Source organism: Actinophytocola sp., from assembly GCF_035942955.1.
Classification (GTDB): Bacteria; Actinomycetota; Actinomycetes; order Mycobacteriales; family Pseudonocardiaceae; genus DASYTH01.
This window is the reverse complement of sequence record NZ_DASZCQ010000084.1, coordinates 1-10,810: the sequence shown is the minus strand read 5'-3', so window position 1 is coordinate 10,810 and position 10,810 is coordinate 1. Positions and strand designations below refer to the sequence as shown.

Here is a 10,810-nt window from a genome sequence, read left to right as displayed (position 1 = left end):
CGGCACGACCACAACCTCTTCACGACGACGCGGGTCGGCGCCGTTTCCGGCACCTCGATCCTCGCGGCCGTCGGCTACTCGCCGAGGAGGACGGCGTCCGCTACCGCGCCGTCATCGAACGCGCCGTCCTCGAACAGACCGGCGCCACCGCCGACGCGACCTCGGCCATCGAGTCCGGCGAGGAGGTCCGCGTGGTCGACCGGGTCCCCACCAAGCTCGCGATCGCCGACCGGGCCCTGGCCATGCTCCCCCTCGCCGGCGACCCCGCCGCACCGCCGGCCGCCATGATCATCACAGCAGCGGGCTCCTCGACGCCCTCGTCGCCCGGTCGGGCTGGCTGTGAGGCGCCGTCTGGGAGCGGACATGGCCGCCGCACGCCAACCCCACCCCGACGCTCGACGAGCTCGATCACAAGATCCTGACCCTGCTGCTGGCCGGTCTCACCGACCGCCCCATCGCCAGCCAGCTCCGGCTGTCCACCCGCACGATCCACCGCCACATCCACACCCTGATGATCACCGCGGGCGTCCGCACCCGCTTCCAACCGGGCTGGCACGTCGCCCGGTCGGGCTGGCTGTGAGGCGCCCCGGCCGCTCCAAAGTCCACGTGGTGTCCGCGATTGTCCAACCGGCTGTCCCTAGCGTGGTCGGCAAGGTGAACCGCAGATCCTTACCGGACAGGGGAACGCGCTGATGGCATGGAAACCGCTCATCGCCGGACTGACGTTGGCGGCCGGCGCGGTCATCGCGGTGCCGGCGTCGACGGCGGCGGCCGCGGGGGTGCGCTACGAGGCCGAGACCGCGCCGGCGGTCTGCACGGGCACGATCGACAGCAACTGGGCCGGATTCTCGGGGACGGGATTCTGCAACGGCACCAACGCGGTCGGCGCCTACGCGCAGTTCACCGTCAACGCGGGCACGTCGGGCGCAGCCTTGGCCGAGGTCCGGTTCGCCAACGGCACCACGAGCAACCGGCCGGCCGACGTCATCGTCAACGGTGCGACCGTGCGGTCGGTGTCGTTCGAGGGGACCGGCGCGTGGACGACGTGGGCGACGACGACCGTCACCTTCACCGTGCCGTCGGGCAACAGCACGATCCGGTTCGACCCGACCACCTCGGCCGGCCTGCCCAACATCGACTCCATCGACTTCATCTGGGAGAGCCCTCCGCCGCCGGGCAACACGCTGTACGTGGCGACCAACGGCAACGACAGCGGTCCTGGCACGCTGGCCGCGCCGCTGCGCACCATCCAGCGCGCGGTCGACCTCGCCCAGCCCGGGTACACCATCTTCATCAGGGGCGGCACGTACGCGCCGAGCACCAACATCCAGATCCTGAAGAACGGCACGTCCAGCCAGCCCATCACGATGCGCAACTACAACGGCGAGCGGGTGATCATCGACGGGGAGAACATGCCACACACCCCGGATCCGCCGGGCGGCAGCATCCCGCGGCCGGAGCGGGGCGCCATCCACATCGAGGGCGACTTCTGGCGGCTGATCGGCCTGGAGATCATCCACGGTCCGTACGGCGTCTTCGGTCTCGACTCCAGCAACAACATCTACGACCGCCTCGTCACGCGGGACAATTATGAGTCCGGGTTCCACCTGTTCCTGTCGTCGAGCAACAACCAGATCCTGAACCTGGACAGCTACGGCAACCGCGACCCGCGCAACAACGGGGAAAGCGCCGACGGCCTTGCCATCAAGGAAGGCTCCGGCACCGGCAACGTGGTGCGCGGCGCCCGGCTGTGGAACAACTCCGACGACGGCCTGGACTACTGGATGTTCTCCTCGCCCATCCTCACCGAGAACAGCCTCGCCTGGGGCAACGGGTTCAACCGCTGGAACCTCCCCGACTTCACCGGCGACGGCAACGGGTTCAAGCTGGGCGGCAACGGCGTGGCGGCCAACCACACCCTGCGCAACAGCATGACGTGGGACAACGCGGTGAGCGGCATCATCGACAACAACAACCCCGGCCAGCACCGGATCGAGCGTTGCACCGCATGGGACAACCCGGGAACCGGGTTCGACTTCGACCGTTCCGACAGCACCCTGACGGCCAACCTCGCCGTGGCCAACGGCACCCAGGTGTCGCTGGGCTCGAACTCCAGCGGCAGCGGCAACTCCTGGGATCTCGGCGGCTCCTGGTCATTGGTCAGCACCGATCCGAGCACGATCACCGGACCACGAGCCGCGGACGGCTCGATCCCGTCCTCCACCTTCCTCCGCCCGAGCAACGGCGCCAACGTGGGCGCCCGCTTCTGACCGACCGCACACCCGGCGGGATCGGCCGAAAGGCCCGGTCCCGCCGCCGGTAATTGCCTGGCCCGCCACGGATGCGGGCCGCCGATCGGTTGGCTGTAGGCTGTGCGCCGCATCAGCGTCCAATCGAATACGGGATGGGTTGTGTCGCCGGACAAAGCCACCTACAGCGCGTTCATCTCCTATAGTCACGCCTTGGACGGCAAGCTGGCACCGACCCTGCAACGAGAGATCGAACGCTTCGCCAAGCCGTGGTTTCGAATGCGCATGCTGCGGGTGTTCCGGGACAATGCGAGCCTGTCCGCACAGCCCGATCTGTGGTCGGCCATCGAGCGCGCGTTGTCCCGGTCCGACTGGCTGATCCTGATGGCTTCTCCGGAGGCCGCCCGGTCGCCATGGGTCAACCAGGAAGTCTCCTGGTGGCTGGCGAATCGCTCCCCCGACCGTCTGCTGATCGTGCTGACGAGCGGGGAGTTCAGCTGGAATCAGGAACGCGGCGACGTGGCGGACGCTGCGAGCACGGCATTGCCGCCGGCACTGCACGGCGCGCTCGACGCCGAGCCGCGCTGGGTCGACCTGCGCTGGCTGCACGAGGCCGACCAGGTCGACCGATCCAACCCGCGGCTGCGGGAATGCGTCGCCGACATCGTGGCGACAATCCGCGAAATACCGAAGGACCTGCTGGTCGGCGAGCACATCCGGCAACACCGCCGCACGATCCGGCTCGCCTGGTCCGCGGCGAGTGCCCTTGCGCTGCTTCTCGTGCTGTCCGTCATCGGTTTCAGCGTGGCCGTCGTGCAACGAAACGAGGCGGTGAACCAGGCCAGGATCGCCACCGCCCGCCAGCTGGCCGCCAGCGCGGCGGCGAATCTGGGCACGCGGATCGATCTCGCCCAGTTGCTTGCGGTCGAGGCGTACCGGATGGAACGCGGCCCGCAAACCCGCTCCGCGCTCTTCCAGAGCGTCACCGCCAGCCCCAACCTGGTGCGCACCTTGCCGATCGGAGTCCCGGTCACGGCGATCGCCGGCTCGGCCGACGCGCGGGTCGCCGTCGCCGGCACCGAGACCGGTCGGGCGGTGCGTTGGGATCTGGCAAGCAACACGGTCAGCGAGATCACCGTCGGCGGCGCTCCCGTCGTGGACGTGGCGATCAGCGCTGACGGCGGAAAGGTCATCGCCACCGACGGTTCGACGACGCTGCTGTGGGATGCCGCGGGAAACCGCCGGCCCGTCCCGGCTGCCGACGTCAACGTGAAACAGGTCGCCATATCACCGTCCGGCAAGCTGGCCGCCACACTCGCCTATCAGGAAACGGCCTCCTACGATCCCGACCGGACCGATGCCACATTGACCCTGGTAGACGGCCAAACGGGCAAGCAGGTCAACCATACGCCCACCAGTTATTGGGCCGAGCTCGCCCTGGTGGACGACGACACGATCACGGCGATGAACGGCGGCGGACTGTGGCGACACCTGTCCACCGACGCACTCGCGACGACCGGGGCGCCGAGTGATACCCGGGAAAGAGTGCCAGCTGGCCACTTTGTGGCCGGATACTCGGCAACTGCCGAATATTTCGCCTACATGAAGTACCAGAATGTCGTCGCGCACCACAACATCACCTACGACCACGACGAAGTCGACTTGGCCGCTGGGACGGGCTATTTTGGCGCCAGCATGCCGATATCGCGGCCCGAGTTGCTCAGGATCAGCGATCGGGGGACGTACGTCGCGGCCGCGGGCGGTGGATCGCTGTACGCCGCGCGCCTCATCTGGAACGCGGGCGGCGACCTACCGGATCCCATTCACCTCAGCGGGCAGGGGCGCGCCGAGGCTCTCGCGTTTCTCGGCGATGGACCGGAGCTCGTCTCCGCGGCGGAAGGCGCGCTGACCCTGTGGAACCTTGCCCAGGCTTCCCCGCTCAGCGTGCGACCACGAGCCGACCTGCCGTCCTCTCCGAATGCGGGCGGGATACCACAAATCGCCGTCACGGCCGACGGCACGCGGGTTGCGGTGACCAACGACGCCGGGCAGGACTGGAACGCGGACTGGGTCGCCGGCCCGGCCATCCATGATTTCTCCGGACCGGAGTTGACGACCACGCGCCTCGACCCGGAGTACCGATACCGGGTTCCGCTGTGGAGCCCGGACGGCGGCCGGCTGCTCCTGTTCACCAATGGTGGTGCGGCCGACCTCCTGGAAAATGGGCGCGTGACCGCGCAATGGCCGGCGCGGGGCGAGGCCACCATCATCGGCGCCCAGTTTTCCGCGGACGGGTCCCGGGTTGTGCTCGCCGACGAGGTCGGCGGCCTGCAGATTCGCGACGCGGCCAGCGGCGAGGTGCGGACCTCGACGCCGAGCGTGCTTGCCGGGAACAGCCGGGCGTTCGCCGACCATTCCGCGGTCAACGGCGCCGCGGAAACGGCCGCGCTCGTCGCCCTCGACCAGTCCGTCAGCGGTCCGGTCGTGGTGATCGACGCCAAGAGCGGCACGTCACATGAGCTGCCGGGCGACCCCGCGGTGTCCGTGACGTTCAGCAACGACAACCTGTTCGTGCAGCACGAGGACGATTCGCTGGACGTGTGGGATGTCACCGGGACGACCAAGCGTCGCACGATCACCGGCAACATCGGCTACGCCGACGCGCTCACCGTCATTCCGCATACCGGTCTGCTGGCGCGGCTGCGGGGCGACGGCACGGCAGTGATCTCCGATCTCGAGTCCGGCGACGTTCTCGGTTCCATTCGGCTGCCGCCGATGACCCGGTCGTCCGTCACCGATCCTTGGTCGGTGACCACGTTGACCGCGACGCGGAACACCGGCGAGCTCATCACCGCGACCTCGGGTGGCCAGCTCGTCTACTGGCGGCTCACCGAGGACGCGTGGCTCGACGTCGCCTGCGAGGCGGCCGGCCGCGATCTCACCCCGGCCGACTGGCGCCGGGTCGCCGCCTCCGATCCCCCGGCCGACCTGCGCTGCCGGCGGTGAGCGGCCGGTGTGGACGATGCGGAGGTGGCGGCCGTGACCACCGTTGACGGAGGACTTGCCGACACCGACCTTCCCGGGTTGTTCGAGGCGGCCGACGCGGCCTCGCTGGAAGGTCAACGGCGGTACGTGACGGCGGTCCGGTTCCGGCTGATCCTGGTCATCGTCGCGGCGATCACCGGGGTCGTCACCTGGAAGGTCGGTTCGCGCGGGATAGACCTGGCCGCGATCGGTACCGCGCTCGCCTTGGTCGCGATCTCGTTGACCGAGCTCACCGTCAAGTCCGTCCGGCCGGAAGACCGGTGGTACGACGGCCGGGCCCTTGCCGAATCCGCCAAGAGCCTCGCCTGGCGGTACAGCGTCGGCGGCGTTCCGTTCGCGAAACAGGACGATGAGGACGCGGTCAAACGACGGTTCATCGAGCAGCTGGCGCGCCTTCTTGAAGAGGCGCCGACCACGAGCATCACACCGTCGCGGCGTCCGGTCGTCACGGAACGGATGGCGGCGCTGCGAGCCAGCGACCTGCCCACCCGGAAGGCGGCTTACCTCCGGTCCCGGATCGGCGACCAGCAGGAGTGGTACTCCAGGAAGGCCCGGCTCAACGACAAGCTCGCCGGCCGGTGGCGCACGGCGTTGGTGATCTTCGAGGTGCTCGGCGTCTGCGCCGCGCTCGCCAAGGCGGTTGGTTACGTCAACCTCGACCTCGCGGGAATCGTCGCGGCGGTCATCGCAACCGGGACGGCATGGATCAGCCTCAGGCAGTTCTCCACGCTCGCCCGGGCGTACACCTTCGCGGCGAACGAGCTGACCATCGCCCGCGGACGCCTCGAGCTCGTCGCCGACGAGAAAGCCTGGGCGGCCGAGGTCGCCGACTCCGAGGAAGCGGTGAGCCGCGAGCACACCATGTGGCGCGCCTCCCGGTCACGCGCCTCGAGCTGACGCGCAAGGAGATCATCCGGCGGTCAGACCGCGGCCCATGGCCAGGCGGGACTCGGCGTTCTGCAATGCCACCACGGATATGGCGTGGAGAAGGGCGGGCTCCGGGTAGCCGGCGTCGCGCAGGGCCGCCAGGTCGGCAGCGGCCATCCGCCACGGTTGGCGGGACAGCTTGCGGGCGAACGAGTCCAGTAGAGACTCCCGGTCGTCCCGTGGGGTGTGGTCGGCCAACTCGTCGGCCCGCGTGCGGTCGCAGCATTCCCGCGCGGCCGCGGCGGCCAGCAGCCGGCGTTCCCGGCGGGACAGCGGCTCCTCGGTGTCGAAGACGTACTCGCGCCACTGCCGCCACGCCTGCGCCATTGCCAGGAAGCCAGGCAGCCTGCGGTGTTCGGCGGGGACGACGGGCCACGACGCGCGGTCCGGCCGCGGCACGGGCTCGCGGTCACGGTCCGGTTGGAACACCGGAAGCGGCGACACGTAGTCGAACTCGATGCCCGACGCGTCGGCCACCCGGGTCAGGTAGTTGAACATGGCCACCACGCCGGTGGCCGCCTCGATGGCGTCGCTTCCCAGACCCTGCGCGGCGAGCCGCGCGCCGTGCTCGGGGGTGATCGACCACGGCGCCGCGGTCAGGGTGGCTGCGAACCGGGCAAGCTCGGCGGCGCGCGCGGGCAGCAGGTCGTCCTCGCCCTTGAGCACGGTCTCCGGCAACGCGGCATCACCGCTGGCGACACGCAGAAACTCTGCGTGAGCCGACGTTCAATAGAAGCACTGGTTCGTGCGCGACGTGACGCTGCTGATCAGCTCCCGCTCCGCCCAGCCGAGCGCCGAGCGGTGCAGCGACCCGGACACCGCGAACGTGCGGCGCATCAGCTCGGCATCGAGGCTGTGCGCCCGGATGATGCCCGGGGCGTCGTCATGCGGCGGCCGGTACGCCTCCGGAATGGGCCGGGCGGCCATCGCCGCATAGGTCTCCGCAAGCTCTCCGGCCGCCTCGGCCCTCGATATGGTCGCCAGCCACGCCATGCCCGCACACTAGATCATCACGCTCGAGCATGACCAGAGCCGCCGTACCACCTCGACTGTCTACACTGGACGATGATCAGGCGGCCGGTGCCGCGTCGTAGTAGCGGCGGACGCTCGAGCCGATGCGGGTGACGTCGGTGCCGTAGATGTGGATCGAGATCGCCGTGGTGTCGGACGTGTTGTGGACCCGGTGGATGTCGCCGGGCGGGGCGAAGCCGCTGACGTCGCCGACGTGGTTGTCGCTGCGGCCGATCGGGTTCAGGTCCTCGTCGAACAGCTCCTCGTGCTCGGTCCCCTGGATGACGCCGAACACGCACCACGTCACGTGGTCGTGGATGCGGGTCAGCTGGCCGGGACGCCAGACCAGCGCGATGATCGAGAACGAGCCGTCGGGCTCGACGTGCAGGGTGTGGCTGCGGTAGCCGTCCGGCGAGCCGAGCCGTTGCTCGGCGGTGAGCACGTCGGGGCCGGGCAGGCGCCCGCGGAGTTGCCCGGCGACCAGCTGCGCGGTGTCCGCCCAGCTCGCGTGCGCGGCGACGGCGGTGCGGACGCCGTCGACCAGGTGGCTCAGTGCGATCCCGGGGCGGGTGTGTGTCGTCGTCATGCGTTCAGCCTGCGCCCGATCGACCCATAGGTCCAATGCCTGGTTTCTTGCTGATTCATCGATAGGATTGATGCATGCTGGACGTCACCCGGCTGCGCGTCCTCGAGGCCGTCGCCCGGCTCGGATCGATCACCGCCGCGGCCAGGGAGCTGCACTACGCGCAGCCGTCGGTCAGCCACCACCTCGCCCGGCTCGAGGCCGAGACCGGCGCGCAGCTGCTGCAACGGGTCGGGCGCGGCATCCGCCTCACCGAGGCCGGGCGGCTGCTGGCCGACCGGGCGACCGAGATCATCGGGCGGATCGACGCCGCCGACGCCGAGCTGTCCGCCCACGTCGGGCTGACCGCCGGGCGGGTGCGCCTTGCCGGCTTCGCCTCCGCCATCGGCTCACTCGTGCCGCGCGCGGTGGCGGCGCTGGCCGGCAGGCATCCGGGGCTGCGGATCAGCCTGACCGACACCCATCCGCCGGAGGCGCTCGAGCTGCTGCGCGCCGGCAGGATCGACGTCGCGCTCATCTTCCGCTACGACGACACCGAGCCCGAACCCGATGGCGTGCGCCTGCACCACCTCCTCACCGACCCGCTCTACCTGCTGGCCCACCGCCGCGGCGCCACCCTCGCCGCGCTGCGCGACGCCACCTGGATCGCCGGCTGCGCACGGTGCCGCAGCCACCTGCTGTCGGTCTGCGCCGAAGAAGGCTTCACGCCGCACATCGGCTACACCACCGACGACATGGTGGTCATGCAGGCACTTGTGGCCGCCGGGCTGGGCGTCACCACGATCCCCGGCCTGGCCCTTCGCGCCCACCGCGCCAAGGGCATCCTGGCTACCCGGCTCCCCGGCTCACCCCGGCACGTCTACGCCGCAACCTACGGCGAGCCGCCCGATCCACCCCCGACCACCGCGCTCCTCACGGCGCTCACCGAGGCCGCCACCTCGGCCACCTAGTCCATTGAGTACCGTCAATTCGACGCCCTGCGGCGCCACGTCCTGTCCACTATGGCTCCTTCAATTGCCGACGGAAAAGAATTGATTTCAGGGCGCACGAAATAGAGAAAGCCGCCCGGATCGGTTACCCGATGGGCGGCTCCCTGACCTGACGTGCCGTTACGTCATGGTGGAGAGCCGATGCCGCTGAGCAGGGCCGATGTGGACCGTGTGGAGCCGTCGGACACGCACACGGCAGCGATCAAGGCGCCCTCGGCACAGCGCCACATCCCTCGCTCCAATGTGTTCGTCATGACTTCTCCTGTTCCTCCATGAACGTAATCATCATCGCAGAATCGCACGACCGCGTCAATTGCATTGATGACGCCCCGCGGCACCCGCTAGATCCATCAAACCAGTTTGATGTACTATGCGGGCATGACGTCCTCGGGCCACACGGCCGAGTCACCGGCGTTCGTCCGGCTGGTGGCCCACCCGCTGCGCTGGCAGCTGCTGACCGCGCTGGCCGACGGCGACCACCGGGTCCGTGAACTGGTGGCCCTGCTCGGCCAGCCGCAGAACCTCGTCTCCTACCACCTGCGGCTGCTGCGCGACGGCGGGCTGGTCACGGTCACCCGCAGCAGTTTCGACGGCCGGGACAGCTACTACCACCTTGATCTGGACCGCTGCGCCGAGGCGTTGGCCGACGCCGGCGCCGCGCTGCACCCGGCGCTGCGTAGTGACCCCGCGCCACCGTTGCGCCACAAGGGGTCCCGACGCCTCGCCGTGCTGTTCGTGTGCACCGGCAACAGCGCCCGCTCACCGATCGCCGAAGCCCTGCTGCGTCACCACACCGCCGGCCGTGTCACCGTTTCCAGCGCCGGCAGCAGCCCGAGACCCCACCTGCACCCGCACACCGTGCGGGTCCTGCGTGACCAGTTCGGCATCGACCTTCCCGACCGGCGACCGCGACACCTCGACACCCTCGCCGGCCGCCGGTTCGATCACGTGATCACGTTGTGCGACAAGGCCCGCGAGGCCTGTCCGGAGTTCGGCAACCACCCGCGCCGCAGCCACTGGAGCATCCCCGATCCATCCACAGCGGACGGTGGCTACCCGCGGTTCCGGCGGACCGCGTCGGACATCGACACCCGCATCCGGCACCTGCTGCCCGTTCTCGCCACCACCCACCGTTAAAAGGAGGTTCGGCCATGATCACGCCCGGCCAGTACGCCAGCGTCCGCTACCTCGTCGACGACGTGCCGGCGGCCATCGACTTCTACACCACGCACCTCGGGTTCACCCTCAACACCAACCCCGGGTCCGCCTTCGCCGACGTCATCCGCGGCCCGCTGCGGCTGCTGCTGTCCGGACCGGCGAGCTCCGGCGCCCGCGCCACCCCGCAGGACGCCGCCACCGCCGGCCGCAACCGCATCCACCTCGAAGTCGACGATCTCGACGCCGAGGTCGACCGGCTGCGCGACGCCGGCCTGACGTTCCGCAGCGAGGTCGTCGCCGGCCCCGGCGGACGCCAGATCCTGCTCGCCGACCCCGCCGACAACCTGATCGAGCTGTTCCAACCCGCCGCACCCTGACTCGGGCCGATCATCCACAGTGGACCATCGGACCACGACCGGCGCGGCGCGGGCGGGACGACCGGGAGCGCGTGGCGGGCCTTGACCTCCTCGGCCATCGCGGCCACCACGCCGAACCGCACCTCGGCGGCGACGCGGGCGCGGACGATCACGGTGTGGTAGCGGCTGGTCGACCGTAGGTGACGGCGTCGCGGACCGCCCGGGGAGCGGTCTCGGTCAGCTCGCGGTCGGGCCGCACGCCGAGCGCGTCGTTGACGGTGGCGAAGGCGGCGCGCAGGGCGACGAACGTGGTGATCGCGAGGATCTGCGCGTCGTCGTAGCCGGCGTCGCGCAGCCGCTGGACATCAGCCGGCCCGGTGGCGTTGGGGTCGCGGGTCATCGCACGCGCCCAGCGGGCCAGCGCCTGCTCGGTGGAGTCCAGCGGCCCGTCGTCGCCGCGCAGCACGCCGCCGGCCACCTCGTGGCCGGCGG

The 10,810-nt window shown here is 70.0% G+C and carries 12 protein-coding genes; 8 read left to right on the top strand and 4 right to left on the bottom strand.

The features are described 5' to 3' along the window. From VGX25_RS09070 to VGX25_RS09055, 5 genes are all read left to right on the top strand, one after another. Positions 1-422 (top strand): hypothetical protein (locus VGX25_RS09070; protein ID WP_414635739.1); only part of this gene is annotated, 422 nt, incomplete at its 5' end. Continuing rightward, on the top strand, positions 416-580 hold the full coding sequence (locus tag VGX25_RS35625; protein WP_414635740.1) for a LuxR C-terminal-related transcriptional regulator: 165 nt from the start codon (positions 416-418) through the stop codon (positions 578-580). The genes VGX25_RS09070 and VGX25_RS35625, both read left to right, overlap by 7 nt. A 112-nt stretch (positions 581-692) precedes the next feature. Continuing rightward, complete coding sequence (locus VGX25_RS09065) at positions 693-2,270, top strand: right-handed parallel beta-helix repeat-containing protein (RefSeq protein WP_326917184.1); 1,578 nt, start codon at positions 693-695, stop codon at positions 2,268-2,270. A 141-nt stretch (positions 2,271-2,411) separates the two neighbouring features. Beyond that, positions 2,412-5,255 (top strand): toll/interleukin-1 receptor domain-containing protein, encoded by a 2,844-nt coding sequence (locus tag VGX25_RS09060; RefSeq protein ID WP_326917183.1) that lies wholly within the window; start codon positions 2,412-2,414, stop codon positions 5,253-5,255. Positions 5,256-5,288: 33 nt separating this feature from the next. Next, complete coding sequence (locus VGX25_RS09055) at positions 5,289-6,191, top strand: DUF4231 domain-containing protein (protein WP_326917182.1); 903 nt, start codon at positions 5,289-5,291, stop codon at positions 6,189-6,191. Between the two features lie 12 nt (positions 6,192-6,203). On the opposite strand, the gene VGX25_RS09050 is transcribed toward VGX25_RS09055, so the two are convergent. From VGX25_RS09050 to VGX25_RS09040, 3 genes are all read right to left on the bottom strand, one after another. Then, the gene (locus VGX25_RS09050) at positions 6,204-6,899 is read right to left on the bottom strand and encodes a hypothetical protein (RefSeq protein ID WP_326917181.1); all 696 of its coding nucleotides are present in this window, start codon (positions 6,897-6,899) and stop codon (positions 6,204-6,206) included. A gap of 48 nt (positions 6,900-6,947) precedes the next feature. Then, positions 6,948-7,214: a hypothetical protein gene (locus VGX25_RS09045; protein ID WP_326917180.1), complete on the bottom strand. Its 267-nt coding sequence runs from the start codon at positions 7,212-7,214 to the stop codon at positions 6,948-6,950. A 76-nt stretch (positions 7,215-7,290) separates the two neighbouring features. Then, positions 7,291-7,818 carry a cysteine dioxygenase family protein gene (locus tag VGX25_RS09040; protein WP_326917179.1) on the bottom strand — a complete coding sequence of 176 codons (528 nt, stop codon included), beginning with the start codon at positions 7,816-7,818 and terminating at the stop codon, positions 7,291-7,293. 74 nt (positions 7,819-7,892) lie between these two features. Between VGX25_RS09040 and VGX25_RS09035 the strand changes: the two genes are divergently transcribed. From VGX25_RS09035 to VGX25_RS09025, 3 genes are all read left to right on the top strand, one after another. Then, complete coding sequence (locus VGX25_RS09035; protein ID WP_326917178.1) at positions 7,893-8,765, top strand: LysR family transcriptional regulator; 873 nt, start codon at positions 7,893-7,895, stop codon at positions 8,763-8,765. A 417-nt stretch (positions 8,766-9,182) separates the two neighbouring features. Beyond that, positions 9,183-9,941 (top strand): ArsR family transcriptional regulator, encoded by a 759-nt coding sequence (locus VGX25_RS09030; RefSeq protein ID WP_326917177.1) that lies wholly within the window; start codon positions 9,183-9,185, stop codon positions 9,939-9,941. A 14-nt stretch (positions 9,942-9,955) separates the two neighbouring features. Further along, positions 9,956-10,339, top strand: coding sequence for a VOC family protein (locus tag VGX25_RS09025; protein WP_326917176.1), 384 nt, complete (start codon positions 9,956-9,958; stop codon positions 10,337-10,339). A gap of 148 nt (positions 10,340-10,487) precedes the next feature. Here the strand turns inward: VGX25_RS09025 and VGX25_RS09020 are convergent. Beyond that, positions 10,488-10,810 (bottom strand): carboxymuconolactone decarboxylase family protein (locus VGX25_RS09020; protein ID WP_414635738.1); only part of this gene is annotated, 323 nt, incomplete at its 5' end.

What these genes read in the sequence shown, in the direction of transcription:
- VGX25_RS09065 (WP_326917184.1), top strand. Translation starts at nt 693, where the DNA reads ATGGCATGGAAACCGCTCATCGCCGGACTGACGTTGGCGGCCGGCGCG.
- VGX25_RS09045 (WP_326917180.1), bottom strand. Translation starts at nt 7,214, where the DNA reads ATGGCGTGGCTGGCGACCATATCGAGGGCCGAGGCGGCCGGAGAGCTT.
- VGX25_RS09040 (WP_326917179.1), bottom strand. Translation starts at nt 7,818, where the DNA reads ATGACGACGACACACACCCGCCCCGGGATCGCACTGAGCCACCTGGTC.
- VGX25_RS09035 (WP_326917178.1), top strand. Translation starts at nt 7,893, where the DNA reads ATGCTGGACGTCACCCGGCTGCGCGTCCTCGAGGCCGTCGCCCGGCTC.
- VGX25_RS09030 (WP_326917177.1), top strand. Translation starts at nt 9,183, where the DNA reads ATGACGTCCTCGGGCCACACGGCCGAGTCACCGGCGTTCGTCCGGCTG.
- VGX25_RS09025 (WP_326917176.1), top strand. Translation starts at nt 9,956, where the DNA reads ATGATCACGCCCGGCCAGTACGCCAGCGTCCGCTACCTCGTCGACGAC.